Raw genomic sequence first — 21082 nt, forward strand, 5'->3', positions numbered from 1 at the left:
TTCTTAAGTGTAAAAAACATGAAAACCGATCTTAAAAAATCAGAGGTGGCTACCGGACTGCGTGAATTATTTGAAGATAGCTTAAAAGACATTTATTACGCTGAGAAAGCCCTGACCAAAGCGCTTCCAAAAATGGCTAAAAAAGCAACTTCCGGCGTATTGTCCGACGCCATCATCGAACATTTATCCGTCACAGAAGGGCATGTTGACCGACTTGAAGACGTTTTCAAGGTGCTGGGAATTGAGCCGCAGGCCAAAAAATGTGAGGCCATTGAAGGGTTGATCAAAGAAGCAACAGAAATCATGGAAAGCACACAGGAAGGCGTGGTGCGGGATGCGGGAATAATCGCGGCAAGTCAAAAAGTGGAACACTATGAAATTGCCACGTACGGTACATTGGTTTCGTTTGCCAAAACACTGGGCGAAAAAGAGGCGGCTAAATTATTGGCCGAAACTTTGGAAGAAGAAAAAGTAGCGGACACCAAATTGTCTGCCATTGCCGAAAGCTCCATCAACGTGGAAGCCGCCGAAGAAGCGTAGAAGAATCAGATGCCTGACCGGCCAAAGTGGTAAAAGTTGCATTTGATCTTACCCGATTGTAAGCAATTGGCGGAGCTCTCTTTGAAGGGGGGTATTTTCATACCGGCGCTCTTTGGAGAGAGTTCTTTTTAAATAAGCCAAATTGATTGTATGACAGGCGTTTTTAAAATGATCCTACGATTAATTATCAAATCAATACGTAACAAATGGATAGATGAAAATCGTATTCTTCAAAAAATTCAACCCGATAAAAAAAGATGGAAAACTCAACCAATGAAAATCAGTCCAACAAAAAACAGGATGATCTTGCCGTCAACAAAGAAAACAGCCAAGGCCAATTCCTGACCACCAATCAGGGGTTAAAGATCAATGATAATCAAAATTCGCTGAAAGCGGGGGAGCGAGGGCCTTCCTTACTGGAAGATTTTATAGTACGCGAAAAAATTACTCATTTTGATCATGAACGTATTCCCGAACGGGTCGTTCACGCACGCGGCGAAGCAGCCCACGGTTATTTTCAGGTCTATGAGTCTATGGCTCAATATACTAAAGCAAAATTTCTGCAGGATTCTTCCCAAAAAACGCCCGTATTTGTGCGCTTTTCTACCGTCGCGGGCTCACGCGGCTCCAGTGACATGGCGCGCGATGTCAGAGGGTTCGCCGTTAAGTTCTACACCGAAGAAGGCAATTATGATCTGGTCGGTAATAATATCCCTGTCTTTTTTATTCAGGACGCCATCAAATTTCCGGACTTGATCCACGCCGTGAAACCCGAACCGCACAATGAAATTCCACAGGCGGCCTCGGCCCATGATACCTTTTGGGATTTTATTTCGCTTGTGCCCGAAAGTATGCACATGATCATGTGGGTCATGAGCGACCGCGCCCTTCCCCGAAGTCTGCGCATGATCGAAGGCTTCGGTGTTCATACGTTTCGATTCATTAATGAAGAAGGGAAATCGCACTTTGTGAAATTTCACTGGAAACCGTTATTGGGCGTCCATTCGGTCTGTTGGGATGAAGCCCAAAAGATCTCAGGCAAAGATCCCGATTTTCACCGGCGTGACCTGTGGGACGCTATCGAAAGCGGTAATTTTCCGGAATGGGAATTCGGTGTTCAGATCGTACCGGAAGAAGACGAACATACATTTGAATTTGATCTGTTGGACCCCACCAAACTCATTCCCGAAGAATTGGTGCCCGTAATACGCATTGGCAAAATGACGCTGGATCGTAATCCGGACAATTTTTTTGCCGAAACCGAGCAGGTAGCCTTCCATCCCGGACACCTCGTGCCGGGCATTGACTTTACCAATGATCCGCTTTTGCAGGGGCGACTGTTTTCGTATACGGATACGCAACTTACGCGCTTGGGCAGTCCCAATTTTCACGAGATTCCCATTAATCGCCCGATTGCTCCCGTTCATAATAATCAGCGCGATGGGCACATGCGGCAAACCGTTAATCAGGGCAAAACAAGCTATGATCCCAATACGATCAGTGGCGGCTGCCCTTTTCAGGCTAAACGAAGTGAAGGTGGTTTTACAAGCCACAATGAGCGCATAGAAGCCCACAAGATTCGTGGACGCAGCCAAAGCTTCTTTGACCATTTCAGTCAGGCAACGCTTTTTTTTAACAGTCAGTCGGACTACGAACAGGCGCATATAGTAGATGCGCTGAGCTTCGAATTGGGGAAAGTGGAAACGGAAGCGATCCGCTTGCGGATGCTCAAAATGCTTTGGTATGTCGACAAAGGGCTGGCGGCAAAAGTGGCTTACAATCTAGGATTATCCATTCCTTCTTCATTAGAAATGCCGCTGAACCAAAGTTATCCGGCCGATGCCGATGTGTCTGCTTACCAACCCGTAATCGTCAAAAGCTCTCTGGAAATTTCGGAGGCCTTAAGCATGGCTTCTACCGTAAAGGATTCCGTTCTCACGCGGAAGATAGCCATTTTAGCGGCCGAAGGGGTAAATGAAAAATCGCTTAAAACCATGAAGGAAGCCTTGGTGGCTCAGGGTGCGGTGGTAGAAGTAATTGCCCCGAAACTGGGCTATATTGTCTCGGAAAATAATGAAAAGATCAAAGCGGATAAAAGTTTTCTAACGGCCGCTTCGGTGCTGTATGATGCTGTCTATGTACCCGGAGGAACTAACAGTGTTGCCGCACTGGAAGCGGAAGCAGATGCTGTTCATTTTCTGAATGAAGCCTTTAAACATTGCAAAGCCATTGCGGCCGATGCCTCTGCACTACCGGTATTGAAAGCTACGTATTTTGGCAGAAAAATTCCTGCAAACTATACAGAGACGGCTGAGGTATTGGAAGGCGTATTGGTCAGCGATACGGCCAAAGATTTGGCGACGGATTTCATAAACGCCATCTCATTGCACCGCTTTTGGCAACGTGAGAAGAAGGACAAAGTACCTGCTTAAATTGGATTGCTTTCCTGAAATGCTAAAAAACCCGCAGGCAAATAGCCTGCGGGTTTTTTAGCACTGCCGACTTGAAATTTGTCGGCCTAAGAGTTGAGTGGATTATTATGGTTAAGACATTAATATCATACCGATTGGAAAGAAAAAATCACTCATGGAACAGACCTTCTTGCCAAAGGAACAGGTTACTGTTCCGGCAAGCGGTGCCTGTCTACTGAAATACATTGCCTGTTTTTCGAAAACACGTCTGCTTCTTTCCCGGACAATTTTTTCGATTCATGGGTCAAACCCAATTATACTTTGAAACCGGAATGGAATAGTAAAAAGTGTCCTGCCTGAATGAGAAATTGTTTACTCATTTGGGGAGATCAGATCGTATTTTATACCCCAAAAAAACGCTTGATCGGCCGGTATACTGTTTGCAGGCAGCTGTTTTACAAATAATTAAACCGCACTGCACATGGACATATCTTCCTCGTTAGAACCGGCAACGACTGAAGAACCGGGATTGCCTATAATTTCTTCGCCACGTAAAAAATGGGTGACACTTATCGTTAATGATTTCGAAAAACGAATAGAGTTAACGCCTTGGGTATCACTGTTGGATGCCCTGCGCGAATACCTGGATCTGACCGGTACCAAAAAAGGTTGTGATCACGGACAATGCGGTGCCTGTACGGTACTTTGCGACGGCAATCGCATTCTGAGTTGCATGACCTTGGCCGTGATGAAAAATGGTTCACATGTTACTACCATCGAGGGAATTGCCAACGGAGAAGAGCTTCATCCGTTACAGAAAGCATTCATCGAACATGACGCGTTTCAGTGCGGATATTGCACACCCGGGCAAATTTGCAGCGCCATCGGGGTATTGAAGGAAGGGAAGGCGAAAACACGGGAAGAAGTAAAAGAGCTCATGAGCGGAAATCTGTGCCGTTGCGGAGCCAATGTCGGAATTATTGATGCGATCATGGAAGTAAAAGAAAGAGCCGGCTATGAATAATTTTGACTATATACAGGCAGGCAATATCAACGAAGCGCTGAATGCCGTAAGCACAAACGATAAAGCGATGTTTATTGCAGGAGGTACCAATTTGCTTGACCTTTGGAAATACAATCTTTTACATCCTGACTTACTGGTGGATATCAATCACTTGAATAAAAATCAGCCTATTGAGGAAAAAGAAGCCGGAGGTGTTCGATTGGGTGCCTTTGTGACCAATGCCGACACCGCCTATCATCCGTTGATTGAACAACGTTATCCGTTGCTGTCAAAGGCCATCCTCGCCGGGGCTTCCGGGCAAATCAGAAATATGGCTACCAACGGTGGTAATCTTCTGCAACGCACCCGTTGTTATTATTTTTATGATCCGGATGTGCCCTGCAATAAGCGTAACCCCGGTTCAGGCTGTTCGGCACTCAACGGCTATAACCGTATACATGCCATACTGGGCACGAGCTTGGATTGCATTGCCGTTTTCCCGTCGGATATGTGCGTGGCGCTGGCGGCGTTGGAAGCCGTTGTAAATGTTTCCGGCAGCAAAGGAGCGCGCAGTATCCCGTTTACTGATTTTCACCGTTTACCGGGCACGACTCCTGAACTGGACAATAACCTGCAACCCGGGGAACTCATTACTTCCATTGATCTGCCGGCAAAAGGATTTTCTGAAAATTATTCTTATTTGAAACTGCGCGACCGTCATTCCTACGCGTTTGCCCTTGTGTCGGTGGCTACCGGGTTGGAACTGGAGGGTGATATGATCAAAGAGGCAAGAATAGCCTTAGGCGGGGTAGCCCATAAGCCTTGGCGTGTACAGGAAGCGGAAGATTTTTTAAAAAATAAGCCGGCCATCGCGAAGAGCTTTGCCGCTGCGGCAGATATTATTTTACAGGAAGCCAAAGGGTTTAAATATAATGTTTTCAAAATAGAGTTAGCCAAAAGAGCCATTATTCGAAATGCGATGATGGCCCTGCAGCCCGAAACCCAATTACCCGGGGCACAGCCATCGCTGTAATTATCATTTTGAATAGATCATTCAACACATATCATGAAGCGTTTATGTCAACACAACCATCAGTAGGACAATCGATCAGCCGTTTGGAAGGAAAACTGAAAGTAACCGGTACGGCCAAATATGCGGGAGAATACAACGTTCCGGACCTGCTGTACGGCTACGTGGTCAACAGCACCATTACCAAAGGCAAGATTGTCAGTATTGATACACATATCGCGAAAGCAATAGCCGGTGTCATTGAAGTGTTGACGCATGAAAACCGTCCGAGTCTTGCCTGGTTTGATTTGCAATATACCGATATGGATGCGCCGCCGGGCGTTGTTTTTAAGCCTCTGTACGACGACGAAATAAAATACAACGGTCAACCGATTGCGTTGGTGGTGGCCCGCGATTTTGAAACAGCCCGCTATGCCTCAACCTTGGTACGGTTCGAATACGAAGAGGAGCCTTTTGAAACGTGTTTGGACAATAATCTTGACAAAGCAAGGGATGCCGGAAAAGGGTTCGCCACCCTGTTAAAACCACCGCCACCCAAGCCGACCGGTGACTTTGAAGAAGCTTTTGAAAATGCCGAAGTGAAAGTGGAATCGGAATACCGACACAGTGCGGAACACCATAATCCGATTGAACTGTTTGCCACTACAACGGTCTATGAAGGGGATGGTAAACTCACCATTTATGATAAAACGCAGGGCACGATCAATGACCAAGTGTTTATTGCCAATGTGTTTGGCCTGCATTATAAAGATGTAAGAGTGTTGGCGCCGTTTGTCGGCGGTGCTTTCGGGGCAGGGTTGCGACCGCAATATCAGCTTTTTTTATGCGTCATGGCCGCACTTCACTTAAAGCGCAATGTTCGTGTAACCCTCGACCGCAAACAAATGTTTTCCTTCGGGCACCGACCACAGAACGTTCAAAACCTTCGCTTTAGTACGGACATGAATGGCAAACTCACCGCCATGGGCCATTCGGCGATCTCAGAAACCTCTCAGTTTGAAGACTACTCGGAAACCTTATCACAATGGAGCCATAAATTATACCCAGCTCCCAATACCCTCTTTGAGTATAAGCTTGTTCCATTGGATGTGTATACACCGATCGATATGCGTGCTCCGGGCGGTTCTACAGCAATGCATGCCATTGAATGCACCATGGATGAACTGGCTTATAAGCTGGCAATTGACCCGCTTGAACTCCGATTGCGAAATTATTCAGAAACAGATCCATCCTCGGAGAAACCCTATACCGGCAAAGCCCTCATGGAATGCTACTTGAAGGCGGCTGAAAAATTCGGATGGGATAAACGTACCCCTGAGCCCGGGAGCATGACGCGCGGAAACAAACTCGTGGGTTACGGCATGGCAACAGGAATCTGGGATGCTTATCAGTTTCCTGCCCGTGTTGAGGCCATTATCACGAAGGAAGGAAAGTTGGAAGTGAATAATGCAGTAACGGATATTGGTACCGGAACCCTTACGGTCATGACACAAATCGCTGCCGATGCACTGGGTTTGCCGATGGAGGATGTGACGTTTGGTTACGGCGACAGTGCCAAGCCCTTTTCAATGTTTCAGGGCGGTTCGGCCATGACTTCTTCTACGGGAGTTGGTATTATTATGGCGGCTAAGGCGTTGAGAAAAAAGCTCTTAGAGAAAGCTAAAAAAATAAAAAACTCCCCCTTGAGTGAGGCAGGTGAAAACGATGTGATCTTCAAAGACGGTAACATTCACTTAAAGAATAATCCGGTTGTTTTTGTTTCTTTTAAAGCTATTATCGCATTCAATAAAGGGCAGGTCATCAAAACGACCGAGATGGGAAAACCACATTTGCTGAAATTAAGAAAATACAGCCTGGCGACGCATAGTGCCTCTTTTGTGGAGGTAGAAATCGATAAAGAATTAAAAACCATTACGGTTACCCGAGCCGTTACGGCGGTAGCAGCCGGCAGAATTATCAATCCTAAAACGGCACGCAGCCAAATTGCCGGATCGATGGTTTGGGGAATCAGCAAAGCGTTGCATGAGGAAACGATCCTTGACGAAAAGATCGGCAAATACATCAATACAAACCTTGGTGAGTACCATATTCCCGTTCATGCCGATATCAACGAACTGGAAGTGATCTTTGCCGATGAAAAGGATGAACTCATCAATGAATTGGGTGTAAAAGGGGTGGGTGAAATCGGCTTGGTAGCCATGCCGGCCGCGATTGCCAATGCGATATTCCATGCGACAGGCAAGCGCATTAATAAGCTGCCGATTCATTTTGATGAACTTTTATGAACCCGGTTGCCCATTGCCAATCAACGATTCTTTAAAGTATTCGAAGTGAGTTTATGGGTTCCGGTAAAAGGCTTCATTAGCTGTTGCACTTCATTAGCGATATACTCAACATAAAATTCATTATCTAACTTTTTTGCGTACTGCTTCAAAGGACTTCTCAGGTTCACAACCGGTCGATTTTAGGGGTGCTTACAGTGTACCTGCATCAAAGGCATAAATTTAACTTTCAAAGTTGCCGACATAGACAAACTATTGACTAAACAGGGTTACTGATGGGTTCAGGGGCGATTGGATCAGCACATCGCACGTTGGTCCAAAACGATGAAAGCACTCGGGAAAGAGAGGAGGAATAACAGGTGTACAGCGCGTTTTAAACTTATGTGTTTGTGCAATGAGTGGCAGGTCGGACATAGTCAGAAATAAAATAGAACCGCTTATCCAACCTATCAATGCTTAATGACAATTTGAAATGCACCCATCGAAGACTATCAAAAGACTACGAAAAACACACTCAAAATAGCGAAAGTATAATTTATTTAGCAATGATTCAATTAATGTGAAAGCCTCTTAATTGATATTTTAAAACAGTTCTGAGTGCCGTGTGCATGGCTACAGATTTCATCAAACAATGTATTTAAGAATAAAGCGAGGCGAACCCCGCTTTATTCTTAAATACATTACGACAGAGTTAAAGCTTATGGATTTATTATTTGCTGAATAAAGCACTCCATAACTTTGCGGGCATTTTTATTTCAATTAAAAACACACTACTTTATTATAGAAAACTTGCGAGTAAAGACCTGTTTATCACTTTCCAAACGAACGGAATAAGTACCTTCCGGTTGACTTGATAGATCCGTTTGGTCTTGTTGCCAGCCACCTTCACCTAACAAAGCCTTTTGTACCAGCACCTGTCCACTCATGTTGATAAATTGCAAGGAAGCCTTTTTCCCTTTCGCGAGTTGATACTTGACGGTCACCATACCATCTGTGGGATTGGGGTACAATTGTAACATGGAGTCTTCGGTACTCTCCAAGCTGATTGCTTCTTTGCTCCCTACTACGCCAATTCGTGGAGGATTATTGCTTACACACAGGCGATCTTGCCGACAATTTCCTCCACCGGCTCCCTGTACCCTGATTGTATTGGTACCCGAGGTCAAATTTACCTGGAAGGTTTGCTCTGTCCATACAATATTCCATGAACCACTATTAGCTAAGTTTATCGTTGTCGTACTGCCTCCATTGACTGATACGTTGACCACCGGAGCGGTAGCAGAGTAGTAGCGTAGTTTGGCATAGTACGTACCTGCAGAAGGAACCCCTGTCACTACATAGTCTACATAGTGGGCATTGTTATTGGTTTCATGGCCACGCGTACTACCGTTAGATGCATTGGGATCGCCGGTGATAACTCCATCTCCGGTTGAACTTTCAGACTCTAAACATTGGTTCAAAGACCCACCACTTCCATTCACGTTGAGGGTGACACTTCCATTGCTACCGGTACACCCATTGACCGTACAGGTAGCAGTATAAGTAGTGCTTTGGCTTGGACTTACACTGATGCTGGAGCCGGTAGCACCTGTGGACCAATTGACCGTGCCACTGCAATTAGAAGCGGTCAACGTGCTGCTTTGGCCTGAATTAATTGGGTTGATGCTGGCTGTCAAAGTGGGAGCACCGGGAGCGTTACAGCCACCTCCTGTAGGATACAACCGGCAAACAGGTACAATTTGGCTACTCTGCCCCGGGTAAGCCCAGAACAGTTTAGCTTCATATCCTCCATTGCCTTGCTTCCATTCAATTTTGATATTGTATTTTTGTCCTTGATTCAAGGTAACGGTAAAATTGTGGTCAGTGGGAGGATAGTAGCCATAATCATTCACGACTTGATTATTGTCAAACCATGCCCGAACGCCATCATCAGTACGTATATTGAAGGTATAACTACCGCTGACAGGAGCTTCTACTTGTCCTTCCCAACGAGCGGATACATTTAGCCCTGCTACACCGGTTCCGGAAATAGTTTGGCTCTCATTTCCGGCAATATCAATAGGCCCCTGTGTTAGAGTAGCAATAGGATTTCCTGTGAGATCATGGTTTCCATAGTAATTGGCCGTCAGACCAGTTCCACTTCCGCAACCATTATTAATGTTCACATTTAGAGTAATACTACCGTTGCTACCGGTACACCCATTGACCGTACAGGTAGCAGTATAAGTAGTGCTTTGGCTTGGACTTACACTGACGCTGGAGCCGGTAGCACCTGTGGACCAATTGACCGTGCCACTGCAATTAGAAGCGGTCAACGTGCTGCTTTGGCCTGAATTAATTGGGTTGATGCTGGCTGTCAAAGTGGGAGCATCGGGAGGGGTACAGCCACCTCCTGAATACGGAATAATTCGATTGGACGGGATCGGGCGTTCCAAAGCTCCATTGGGCAATTGCCAGCCTACTGAAAGATTATCACCTCCCCCCCCTTCTTTCATGAGGGCCTCTACATAACGACGTTGACCTGCCTGTAAGAATATTTGATTGGATTGCTGCGTGCTAAACCATCCCCATTCTTTTCCTGGAGTCCAAGCTGTATGGTAGGCAATTCGGCTGAGATTTGTTGGTTGATCGTTAGGACTAATCCAAAGTTCAACATTATCATCTCCTGCAATCCAGAAAGTATAATTCCCTGTGGTGGGAGGACATACATAGCCCCGAATACGAACTCCATAATTATCAGCAATGTTTTCAGGAGCCTCAAAAAGCGACAGTGTTTGAGTCGAACTGGGCGAATTGTTAAGGTTGTTTGTATTGTTGCGTAAGTCTTGAATAGAGGTTCCACTGCCAATATTATCCCAACGTTGATAGGTAATACTACCAGTATTATTGCAACTTGGAGGAGCTACCTCGCACCCTGTTGATTGTATAAAGAAATGCTGATTATCTCCATCGTGAATTCCTCCACCCCATACCATGGTTCCAGCTCCATTATTTTGGCTCACTCCTTCTACGTCTACGGCATGACTGGGAAGCAGTTTAGGTAACATTAAATAAGAGCCATCTGTACGGCGAACCAATAACCATTTTTGACGATTGTCAAAGGTGAAATCACTGGCTTGAACAGGAATATCGCCACTGGAAGTGTTGGGAATTTCATATGCTTTTCCAGTAGCTTTTGACTGAATAAAATACGATTCATTATCAGCTGCTGAAATTTCTACAATTTGATCTACTGTTGCATTTGCATCGTACTGGCGAATTCTGGCACCATTATTCCCATTTTCAGGCTGAAGAATTTTATTTGAGTGCTTTGCTTTGATATTATAACAACCATTGGCCAACCCTCCTGTTCCTCCACAACTTCGAAAAAATAACCCTCCTATATTAGCAGCGCTCCATGCATTTTGTACTGTTTCTTCTTCTATCGAACAGTTGCCATACAAATCTCTGGCAGCTTGGATAGTGGCATTAGCCATGTCAGAGTATCTGGATGAAGATTGTAGATATACTGTTAAAGCTTTATAAACTATGGCAATCCCTTTATCAAAATCAATAGGGTGAAGTTGTATGTTAGAATTGACAGATTGACCTGTACAAATTGCATGAAACCATTTATTCAATACACCACTATTAATATGAACATATAAGCTCGCATTATTGCCTGTATACCAGTTCGCACCCCAATATACCTCCGGTTGAGTATATCTGCCTAAATTACCTTCATTTGGGACAGAACCCGGTGCGGCCATATTTCTGAAATGCCGATTAGGCCCTAAATCTTCGCCGCATAACCAATTCCAATCGTTAGGCAATACGTTTCGTTCCAGAGCCGTGCCAAAAATATCTGATATTGCTTCATTTAAAGCCCCTGATTCATCAGCTACATAGGCGAGATTAGCAGTAAATTGAGTAACGGCATGCATATATTCATGCCCTAAAACATCAATCATAACCATACTGTTATTATTATTAGTATCGTCTCTACCGAACTCAATAGCATCATTTAAATTCCAAAAAGCATTAAATATAGGACGACCAGTTAGAACCCTAGGATATCTAAATAGGTTACCGTTAATACCATCTCGGTTTACATCCGGAGCTTGGCTCATGTATTGATACATTCTTTGGATAAGCCAATGGGCAGTTTGAGCATCCCGAGATTGAACGTTGGCCTGCCAATTACTGGAATTATTAGTAACATCAGGTAAAGTATTCCAATCAGTATTTCCGTTTACTACTCTTCTGGTAATGAGAGCTCCATTAAAAGCACTCAGCCGAAATTGTGTGTTATCGACAGGATTGACTTCAGTTTCAAATGTAATGTTGCCTTGCCCATTGAGGTAACGTGCATAATTAGGAATAAAGGTTGAGGCTACTAATGGTGCAGTAATAGTGTTAGGAATCTTGATTTGTGGGGAGGACTCCTGCGTTGATATTGAATTGTCTGACCTGTCTTGCTGATCAAAATTTGAATGAATTAAGGGGACTTTTTTAATTATTTCTCCTGTATTAGCATCTACATATACCTGAAAAGCGTTTAAGGGTTCATTACCATAGATTTTGAAAGCATAGGCTAAACGAAAATTAGCTGCGATGGCTTCTTCTGACAATTTGGTAAACAGTAACTCACCCTTTCTGGCATTTTTTTCTTTCTTTTCAAAATCAGCTAAGCTCAATTTCATGGAAGCCAACGCCAAATCAAAAGCCTTGCTTTCAGGAATAGGTTTAGATACATCAAATTCCAGGCCGTCAGGTATCCGGCCATGAGCCAGTGTAAGCACTCCTTCGATAGAAGAGTGAAGCGTAAATTCAACGCCTTCCAGCGGAATGTTTTTGTAATACAACTGATATCGTTGGTGTCGATTTTGTTTTTTATCGGTTTCTTCTTTAAGAAGCTTGAAATCATATTGCTGATCAAGCCCCAAGTTTTTTCCATAGACTTTAAAAAAGGTATTGGGATTGATTTTTGCTTCTTTTTTAAACTCAATCCACCCATTTTCAGTAGCATTTAAGATCAGACGATTGAATGATTCATCCTTGTCTTTCAAGTATTTGGGTTGATATTTTTGAGCTATAGTAGGTATACAGGACAACTCAAGTATAAGTATGATACTTAATAATTGTTTTTTCATAAGTTTTAGGATTTAGGTTTTTTATTTAATTAACCATTTCAATTTTACCAATCTGAACATAGAGTACTTTTCCAACTATCACAGTAGGGCAATTCACACATTCAAATACTTTCCCCCAAACACGGTATTTGAAAGGTTGTGGTTGCCCATCTGCGTAAGTTGGTTTTAGATTTACTAAGTTTTCTTGTTTTTCCTGGAGGATACAAAATCGAGCATAGCCTACGCCTTCAATAACTAAACCAGAATTACCTACATCCGCTTTGGAATTGTCCAGAGATTTAATAAGGACTAAGTTTTGAGGAGAAGGGCCACAGCAGATGCCATCATCGCAAGGTTCTTTTTTGTTACAGCTCAAATTCATTGAAAGCAATACTAATAGATAGAGTAATGGCTTGAGGAGATGTTTCATAAGATTAATTAGTTGAATATTTTAATGTCTAAACAAGTCTAACATTGTAAAACGCTAAAGAGTCGCCATAGGTTGGGATCCTGCGAAAATAGGAAAGGTTTCATAGAAGTGATATTATTGATATATGATTAAGTCTGTAATACTTTTAATAAAACAGTTAGTTCCGATTGGCTTTCAGGTAGCCATGAGCTTCTCTAAAATATTGTTTGATAGCGCATCGACTTCCAATTGGTAGTGATTCAGTTGGAGGAATATACTATTTATACCAATATATCACCTATGTACATGGGTGAAAAAGGTTAGAGCTTTTCTAAAAAGTACATTTCTATTGCACAAGCTTTGGAGAGCGTATACGAGTTTTTGAGAATAATCCAAGAGATGTCTGATCCAGAAAAGAATAGATCAACTCATTCGTTTGAGCACTCTCTTCGGCATCTTCGATCTGATTTATCTAATAAATTCATTCTATTGCCTGACAACCGCGAGGGGCTCAATTACTTTTAAGGTCCAGGTAAATACCAACTGTAAAGCTTTTAAAAAAGTAAAGTGCCGCCAATAAACCGTTTCTTTTTCAAAAACGAAATATTACACAATAATTCACGGCATTAATAAAGATGCCTTATAATGACTGAATTAGGGTGTTAATAGTAATAATTTTTTGACAAAGGACGATAGAAAACAATGGAAAATCAATACCGGAATTCCGGTATTTTTACAACAATTTTTAAAAAGATGCTAAGGGTCAATCAGCGAAAAAGTCCCGTAAGTATTCTATTTGACGCTATATTGATTAAAACTCAGTATTTAACTTACATATAATTTTGTTATTTATTGAGTCTGATGCGAGATTGTGGGAGAATACCCGCAGGGCTTTAACAATTAATCAAAGAAACAGTATTTCGGGATTATACTCCAATAACAGCTTCCAATGCATCATCTGCATCTTTATGAATGAAATTACCCTGATAACCAATCGTCGTGGTAATAGAGGTATGACGGTATAATTTTTGTAGCAATTGAATCGGTATTTTATCGCCTGATAAATTACCAAAAGTATGTCGTGCTATATGCATGGTAACTGTCTTTTTAATACCTGCCATTTCAACGACTTTTTTCAGATGTCTATCTATTCGTCTGAGTGCTACAGGAATTTTTTTTTGAACTTCATAGGTATCTTTTATATCAGGAAGAATTTGTAGGTCAGGAAAGATAAGGTCATGCTTACCTGCTTTAGGATACTTATCAAGAATTTTGAGAACTTTCTCCGAAACTTTGAGAGAACCTGTTTTGGCATTCTTCCCCATGGTATAATGCAACCGTTCATTTTGAAAATCAGAATGCTTTAACCTTAATACGTCCGAGATACGCATTCCGGCAAAATAAAATGACACCAACCAAATATCTCGGGCGTGCATAAGCTCCTCAGGCGCATCCGTCAGGTCCACATTTTCCAGCAATTTTAACTCATCTGTATTCAATCCTATTTTGACCGAGTCCGGAATCTTAATTTTTATTTTTCCCTTACCAAATGGATAGTATTTTTGATCAACCAGTCCTTCCATAATTCCCAGATTAAAGATTGTCCGGATAGTAATCAGATGATTCACAATGGTTCTTTCTCCTACTTTGTGTTCAGATTTCAGGTAGGTCTGAAATTTATTCAGTAGTGAAATTGTGATTTCAGAAAAGGATATATCTTTATCTTTACCACCTAAGAATGTGCGAAACCGATTAATGCGAGGTTTCTCCGTACTCTCACGATTATACTTTCCCTGTTTACGCAAGCTTTCAACAAATGAATTTGTCTGTGCAAAAATGAATTACCGGCTTTCGACTTTACCTGCTTTAAAATAGCTTTAGAAGACACATCTTTCTGATGCCCGCCTATTTCCGGCAATTTATTGGTAATTTCAGCTTTTTTCTGAATGATACTATTATTCATTCTTGCCAAAGTTTCCTGATAAAAAGATCCCTTTCCTGGTTTCTTTTTCGGCTTAACTTGCTGAGTGGCTTCATCCCACTCATCTTCATATAAATTTATTCCTAAAAATGTGAAAGATGACTTTCTATTAACGGTAACACGAATGGCGAGCGGAAATTTTCCTTCCTTATTGGCTTTTTTCCTCAAGACTACTTTTATAGAAGATGCCATAAAATTAAGGGGGGGGTGACTGAATGGATTTCAGAAAAAAAATGTTAGCCTTTATCACTATGATTGTCCGGCTAAATAAAAATAGCAATTTGGCACAACAGAGGTAAAACAAAATGTGGTTTTTAGTAATTTTTTATGCATTAACAAAAATCATAACACACTGACAATTAGCACATAGTAAGTACAGATAAATACACATAAAACCATTTGTCCTGAGGCTTTGAACCTCAATCAAATACAATTATGAGCAAACACGGACGCATTTTAGTCGCCATGAGCGGCGGCATTGACAGTTCTCTGGCATCAGTATTATTACACGATCAAGGCTACGAAGTCATTGGCATGACCATGAAAACGTGGGATTATGCCGGCAGCGGCGGATCCAAAAAAGAAACAGGGTGCTGCTCCCTGGACTCTATCAACGACGCTCGCACCGTGGCCGTCGAACTGGGCTTTCCTCATTATATATTAGACATCAGAACAGAATTCGGCGATTACGTTATCGACCATTTTACGGGCGAATACCTCGAAGGACGCACGCCCAATCCCTGCGTATTGTGCAACACGCACATCAAATGGGATGCCCTGCTGCGCCGCGCCGACCGTCTTGATTGTGAATTCATTGCTACGGGCCATTATGCCAACATGCGACATGAAAACGATCGTTTTTTTGTATCTAAAGGAGTTGATACCTGGAAAGACCAAAGCTATGTTTTATGGGGTGTATCGCAGGAAAGTCTGGCGCGTACCAAACTTCCGCTCGGACACTTACGTAAAACCGAAATCAGGGAAATGGCCAAAGAACGCGGCTTCATGGATTTGGTCAATAAATCAGAAAGTTACGAGATATGTTTTGTTCCCGATAACGACTATCGGGGCTTTCTGAAACGCCGTATGCCTGAACTCGAAAACCAGGTAATGGGCGGCAATTACGTAATGCAGGACGGAACGGTGGTGGGTAAACACGAGGGCTATCCTTTTTATACCATTGGTCAACGCAAAGGCTTAGGCATTGCGTTGGGGTATCCGGTCTTTGTGACGGAAATCCGTAAAGAATCCAACGAAGTTGTGTTAGGCCGCGATAAAGACCTCGAACGCAATGGCATGTACGTATCAAAATTGAATCTTCAAAAATATGACCGTCTGGCAGGGCCGTTGGAGACTGTGACCAAAGTTCGTTATAAACACGACGGTACGCCTGCCACGATCATTCAGGAAGGTGACGATCGCATTCAGGTATTATTTCATGATTCTGTCAGCGCCATTGCACCGGGTCAGGCGGCGGTTTTTTATGAAGGTGACGATGTCATTGGTGGCGGTTGGATCAGCAAAAGCTTTCGTCAGTAAATCCTTTTTTACCATATAAGACATATAAGAAGCATATAAGTGAATTTCTTATCTGCCCCTCTATGTCTTATATGGTAAACTAATCAATACCCGATCTGGCTTTCGATCCAGTCTAATCCTCTCATGTATAAGGCTTTGGCGTAGTTTACCCGAATATCAAAATCGGCGTAATCAGTACGGCCATTATGGATATATTTTCGAATAAGAGCTGCATTGATTTCAGCCGTTGGAGCTGAAATTTCGTCGTCTGCTTCGGTGCGAAAGGTCGTAAAAGCGGGAAAATCGTGTTCAAGTCGGGTGAAGAATAAATGATTATTGGCATTTCTTACCGCACATAATAACCCACTTGCTTTTGCCGTAGAAGGTGCGAGGCTGCCTTCCAGACCGCGCTTCAACACCATTACGCCATCAAAACCCGCCATTAAGGCCAACTCTGCCATTTTCATCTGATACGTAATATGAAAAACCGATGTAACCAGAATGCGCGCTCCACACGGATTCAGGATTTTTTCGAGCGTTGCAAAAAACGGGCGTTTAATGGTCGTTCTGCGTCGCTCTACCCAATTGTCCAGTGAAGGCGATAATGCTTTTTGATCAAGTACCCAACCAAACGTAGGATTCATTTCGAGCAACTCATGATTGTCGGCCAACAGCCAACTTCCCAAGTAAAGGTATAGATCGTGAGAGTTAAATTTATATTTTGGTCCCGAAGAGCGCCCCAACGCCGTAACAGCATTGTAGTTACGTTCCTGAAAGAAATACGCCAGCAACGGCGTGATCATGTATGAATGCTCTACGCCATCAAACGGCTCTGCCAATTGAATAATGGGAAATTTCGTTTTCACATGTCGTTGAAACCCCGGCGCGTACGTACTTGCAACGGCATTGTGCAAACCTTGGTACTCGTCATTTGTTTCGTATCGCACACGCATAATACTCACAGCCATCCCTTTAAAGGTCTCGCAAAGCTCTTCCGACATCAAAAAGTCACCCAATTGATGAGCCTCTGAAACCTGCAATGATTTCCCGTTGAGGAGTTTCACGCCAATTGGGAACAGGTGCTGGGGTAGATCAGGGCATAATTTATTCAGAAAAAAAACCGGATTGGTAAAAGCGTGTTTCCCAAGGTATGATTCCAACTTCATTTCGGCTTCCGTAGGACCTTTCATCATCAAAGCGCCAAAGAAAGCGCCTTTTTGTAACTCATTGGCTTGGCCGCCTTTGAGTTCCTGCAAACATTCCTCCACCAGCTCCGTAGAGAGCGGCTTGCTGCCATGTTTGCCGATACCCACTTGCTTAATTCCTTTGGCAAGTGCAGTATTCAAATTGTATTTTAAAGCGAAATCAAGTTCATTCACAATTACTCAAAAATTACTTAGTTTAAAAAACTAAAATTTCAACACTTTACAATTTACAATCCCACAAATAGTACTTTTTAAAAGAAACTTTTATAAAAAATAAAGAATTTTCAGTTTTTTACTCAAAATTATGAACTAATATTTGGAGAAAGTCCACTTTTACAATACCTTTAAGTAAAATTATTAAGCAACTCATAAAGGCAAATATTATTCTGATAAAAGAATAAAGTAAATGTATAAACTTTTCTAATAATCTTTTTTTCAAGAACTATATTTTTTGATTAAGTTTTTTACAAGAATTTATCTTTAAAGAGAAAGTGTCTATGCAAATAGTATTTTTTAAAGAAATATATTCATTCCCACCTCATAACATCGGTTGCTCTTACGTAAACTTATAACAGCGTTGGCGGACGCGCGTTGGTAAGGAAAAAGAAAAACCCCGCAGAATGGCGGTTCTGACGGGGCTATTAGCAGTTTTAAATTAGGGATTAACTTAAAACATTACAAATTTATGAAAAAACCATTACACGGCAAGTGCTTTGGTGTGCTTCTTTTGATCTTTTCGTTGAGCAAAATTACTCATGCTCAACTTTCACTGCAAGGTCAACTTCGAACAAGAACTGAATTGCGCGATGGTCTTGGTAATCTTCCCAAATCCGGTACAAACCCCGCAGCCTTTACTTCTCAGCGTACAAGTCTTAATTTTGGCTACAAATGGGATCGGCTAACGTTTGGCATAAACGTTCGTGACGTGCGGGTGTGGGGACAGGATGCGGCATCTATCAACAATGCCGATGGTTCCAAATTGTTTTTACACGAAGCCTGGGCCGAAATCATCTTGGCTAATCGTGCCGATACTACGTTCAAATTCAGGGCATTTGATAACCTTTCCCTCAAAATAGGGCGTCAGGAATTGGTGTACGATGACGTGCGACTGCTCGGTAATCTGGATTGGCTTCAGCAGGGACGGCGCTTTGACATGGCGCTACTTAAGGGTGTAAAAAAGGGTTGGCAAATTGATTTTGGGGTAGCCTTCAACCAAAACTCTGATGCTTTTGGCCGCGCAGGAACATTCTATGCGGCGGGTAACGCTCCCGCAACAGTCGCTAATTCCAAAGGAGTTTTTGTAAGTATTCCAACAGATTTCCTGCCTACTTCGGGCAAAGGCGGCGCACCGGTGTTGGCTTCGCCTCTCAGCACCAACGGACAAAATCAGATGTTCAAAGCAATGCAGATGTTGTACATCAGCCGTAAGTTTGGACAAACTAAATTTTCCGGGCTCTTCTTCAAAGACGATTTTCAGAAGTACCGTATAGACAGCCTCGGCAGCACCGCAAACGGTGTAGTATATGGGCGGCGGTATGACGTAGAAGGTGTCAACAGTCGCATTACTTACGGAGCGATGCTCACGGGATTGATCGCCAATGCTGCTTTTAAATCAGGCAAAATTGCGTGGCAGGCCTTTGCGTACAAACAAGGCGGCAAAAATCGCGACGGACAAAGCCTGAGTGCATATCATTACGGTGCCAACGTTTCGATCCAAAAAGGCAAATTCTCCTTCGGACCGGGATATGAATTTCTTTCGGGAAATAACACCGTTTCTCCCGACAACAAAGACCGCCGCTTTGACCCGCTTTACGGCACGCCACACAAACATTGGGGATACATGGATTATTTTTATGTAGGTACGGGCGCACCCGCAGGTGGCTTGGCAAATGCATTTTTCAAGGCCAAATATGTAGCAAATCCCAACCTCTACTTCACGTTTGATATTCACCATTTTGCGTTGGCCAACGATATGAAAAACAGCTTAGACGCTACAGGTGGTAAAATAAATCGTCAGTTAGGCAACGAGTTTGACTTTATTCTCAATTACAACCTTAACCGGTTTACCAATGTGGAATTGGGCTATTGTTATCTAAAAGGCTCCAACAGCCTCGAATACGCCAAATTGGGAACGATGGATAAAACGAAACATAGTGCGAATTGGGCGTATTTGATGCTCAATATTCGCCCCGATTTCCTCTATACCAAAGCCGGCAAGTAATGGCTTTTATTCATTAACAACGTACTCTTACTTCTATTTTCCACCTCAACATTTTGCCTCCAATGTCTGCCAATAAACCACTTTCTCAGCTCAATGTGCTGCGTTTCAGCGGCGTCCAAATGCGTACATTCCACATTACGTGGATGACCTTTTTTGTTTGTTTCTTTGGTTGGTTCGGTATTGCGCCCCTGATGCCGGCCATTCGGGCCGATTTGGGATTGACCAAACCTCAGGTTGGCAATACCATCATTGCAGCCGTATCGGCCACCATTTTTGCCCGCCTCATCATCGGAAAATTGTGTGACAGTTGGGGGCCTCGCAAAACCTATACGGCACTGTTATTGATCGGATCTCTGCCCGTCATGCTCGTAGGGCTGGCGCACGATTATACTTCCTTTCTGTTGTTTCGTTTAGCGATTGGGGTAATTGGGGCTTCGTTTGTCATTACCCAATTTCATACTTCGTCCATGTTTGCGCCCAACATCAAAGGGACGGCCAACGCCGTAGCCGGCGGTTGGGGTAACTTAGGAGGAGGTATTACCCAATTGGCCATGCCGCTCATCATGGCAACCATCATTGGGTTTGGTTTCGTCAAAGCCGATGCGTGGCGCTTGGCCATGATCGTGCCGGGCCTTATGATGTTGGTAATGGCCTTTGTCTATTGGAAATATACCAAAGACACGCCCGCCGGCAACTACGATGAGATCAACCGAGATACCAACGCTAAATCAACCGTTCCTTTTTGGCAAGCCTGCGCCGATGTTCGCGTTTGGGCCTTGGCGATTGCGTATGCGTGCTGCTTTGGCATGGAAATCACCTTCGACGGTGTAGCGGCGCTTTACTTCTTCGATAACTTCCACATGGAAGAAACGGAAGCCGGATTCTGGGCGATGCTGTTTGGTTTTATGAACATTTTTGCCCGCGCGGTCGGGGGAATCGTGGCCGACAAAATAGGTAAAAAATACGGTATGCGGGGCAAAGGCATTATGCTTGCTTCAATGCTGCTGCTGGAAGGCTGCGGAATTTTATTGTTTGCCCAAGCAGGCAATTTGACCATGGCCATTGTGTCAATGCTCACCTTTGCCATGTTTCTGAAAATGGCCAACGGTGGTACGTACGCTATCGTTCCATTTATCAATCCTAAAGCCGTGGGAGTAATCTCGGGTGTAGTAGGGGCCGGAGGAAACGTCGGCGGTATGCTGATGGGCTTCCTGTTTAAGTCACAATCCATTACTTACGGCCAAGCTTTTATGTACATCGGCGGGATTGTCGCAGCAGTCGGACTGCTGTTATTTTTGGTCAATTTTGGGCGTACTGTAACGATTGAAAAAACGGAAACGGAATTACAAACCGCGTAACCAAAACCATCGA

General features: G+C 43.3%; 13 protein-coding genes and 2 pseudogenes. 9 read left to right on the forward strand and 6 right to left on the reverse strand.

Going from position 1 to position 21082, the window contains the following annotated elements; genetic code table 11:
* Positions 1-18 precede the first annotated feature (18 nt).
* From ACQY73_RS14120 to ACQY73_RS14145, 6 genes and pseudogenes are all read left to right on the forward strand, one after another.
* Positions 19-540, forward strand: a complete 522-nt coding sequence (locus ACQY73_RS14120) for a ferritin-like domain-containing protein (RefSeq protein WP_428667125.1) — start codon at positions 19-21, stop codon at positions 538-540.
* A gap of 257 nt (positions 541-797) precedes the next feature.
* A complete protein-coding gene (locus ACQY73_RS14125; RefSeq protein WP_428667127.1) occupies positions 798-2972 on the forward strand; it encodes a catalase in 2175 nt (724 codons plus the stop codon).
* A 460-nt stretch (positions 2973-3432) separates the two neighbouring features.
* Positions 3433-3975 (forward strand): (2Fe-2S)-binding protein, encoded by a 543-nt coding sequence (locus tag ACQY73_RS14130; RefSeq protein ID WP_428667129.1) that lies wholly within the window; start codon positions 3433-3435, stop codon positions 3973-3975.
* Positions 3968-4987, forward strand: a complete 1020-nt coding sequence (locus ACQY73_RS14135; protein ID WP_428667131.1) for an FAD binding domain-containing protein — start codon at positions 3968-3970, stop codon at positions 4985-4987. Before ACQY73_RS14130 ends, ACQY73_RS14135 begins: the two co-directional genes overlap by 8 nt.
* Before the next feature lie 44 nt (positions 4988-5031).
* Positions 5032-7269, forward strand: a complete 2238-nt coding sequence (locus tag ACQY73_RS14140; RefSeq protein WP_428667133.1) for a xanthine dehydrogenase family protein molybdopterin-binding subunit — start codon at positions 5032-5034, stop codon at positions 7267-7269.
* Positions 7270-7532: 263 nt separating this feature from the next.
* Positions 7533-7726, forward strand: a pseudogene (locus tag ACQY73_RS14145) (ISLre2-like element ISRsl1 family transposase); the annotation flags it as partial.
* A gap of 310 nt (positions 7727-8036) precedes the next feature.
* Here ACQY73_RS14145 and ACQY73_RS14150 read toward each other — a convergent pair.
* The 5 genes and pseudogenes from ACQY73_RS14150 to ACQY73_RS14170 all read right to left on the reverse strand — a co-directional run bounded on the left by ACQY73_RS14150 (position 8037) and on the right by ACQY73_RS14170 (position 14959).
* Positions 8037-12398: a M4 family metallopeptidase gene (locus ACQY73_RS14150; RefSeq protein WP_428667135.1), complete on the reverse strand. Its 4362-nt coding sequence runs from the start codon at positions 12396-12398 to the stop codon at positions 8037-8039.
* Positions 12399-12423: 25 nt separating this feature from the next.
* Positions 12424-12807 (reverse strand): hypothetical protein, encoded by a 384-nt coding sequence (locus ACQY73_RS14155; protein WP_428667137.1) that lies wholly within the window; start codon positions 12805-12807, stop codon positions 12424-12426.
* Positions 12808-13712: 905 nt separating this feature from the next.
* Positions 13713-14369 carry a tyrosine-type recombinase/integrase gene (locus ACQY73_RS14160; RefSeq protein ID WP_428668465.1) on the reverse strand — a complete coding sequence of 219 codons (657 nt, stop codon included), beginning with the start codon at positions 14367-14369 and terminating at the stop codon, positions 13713-13715.
* Between the two features lie 12 nt (positions 14370-14381).
* Positions 14382-14591 (reverse strand): annotated as a pseudogene (locus ACQY73_RS14165) (phage integrase SAM-like domain-containing protein); the annotation flags it as partial.
* On the reverse strand, positions 14519-14959 hold the full coding sequence (locus ACQY73_RS14170; protein WP_428667139.1) for an Arm DNA-binding domain-containing protein: 441 nt from the start codon (positions 14957-14959) through the stop codon (positions 14519-14521). The pseudogene ACQY73_RS14165 and the gene ACQY73_RS14170, both read right to left, overlap by 73 nt.
* 243 nt (positions 14960-15202) lie before the next feature.
* Here ACQY73_RS14170 and mnmA point away from each other — a divergent pair, with 243 nt between their 5' ends.
* Entirely contained in the window at positions 15203-16306 is a 1104-nt protein-coding gene (gene mnmA, locus ACQY73_RS14175) for a tRNA 2-thiouridine(34) synthase MnmA (RefSeq protein WP_428667141.1), read from the forward strand.
* An 83-nt stretch (positions 16307-16389) separates the two neighbouring features.
* On the opposite strand, the gene ACQY73_RS14180 is transcribed toward mnmA, so the two are convergent.
* Positions 16390-17631 carry an anthranilate phosphoribosyltransferase gene (locus ACQY73_RS14180; protein ID WP_428667143.1) on the reverse strand — a complete coding sequence of 414 codons (1242 nt, stop codon included), beginning with the start codon at positions 17629-17631 and terminating at the stop codon, positions 16390-16392.
* A 544-nt stretch (positions 17632-18175) separates the two neighbouring features.
* Between ACQY73_RS14180 and ACQY73_RS14185 the strand changes: the two genes are divergently transcribed.
* Complete coding sequence (locus ACQY73_RS14185; protein WP_428667145.1) at positions 18176-19711, forward strand: alginate export family protein; 1536 nt, start codon at positions 18176-18178, stop codon at positions 19709-19711.
* A 62-nt stretch (positions 19712-19773) separates the two neighbouring features.
* Positions 19774-21069: a NarK family nitrate/nitrite MFS transporter gene (locus ACQY73_RS14190; RefSeq protein ID WP_428667147.1), complete on the forward strand. Its 1296-nt coding sequence runs from the start codon at positions 19774-19776 to the stop codon at positions 21067-21069.
* The last annotated feature ends 13 nt before the right edge of the window (positions 21070-21082 follow it).

Source organism: Runella sp. (genome assembly GCF_965279615.1).
Lineage (GTDB): Bacteria > Bacteroidota > Bacteroidia > Cytophagales > Spirosomataceae > Runella.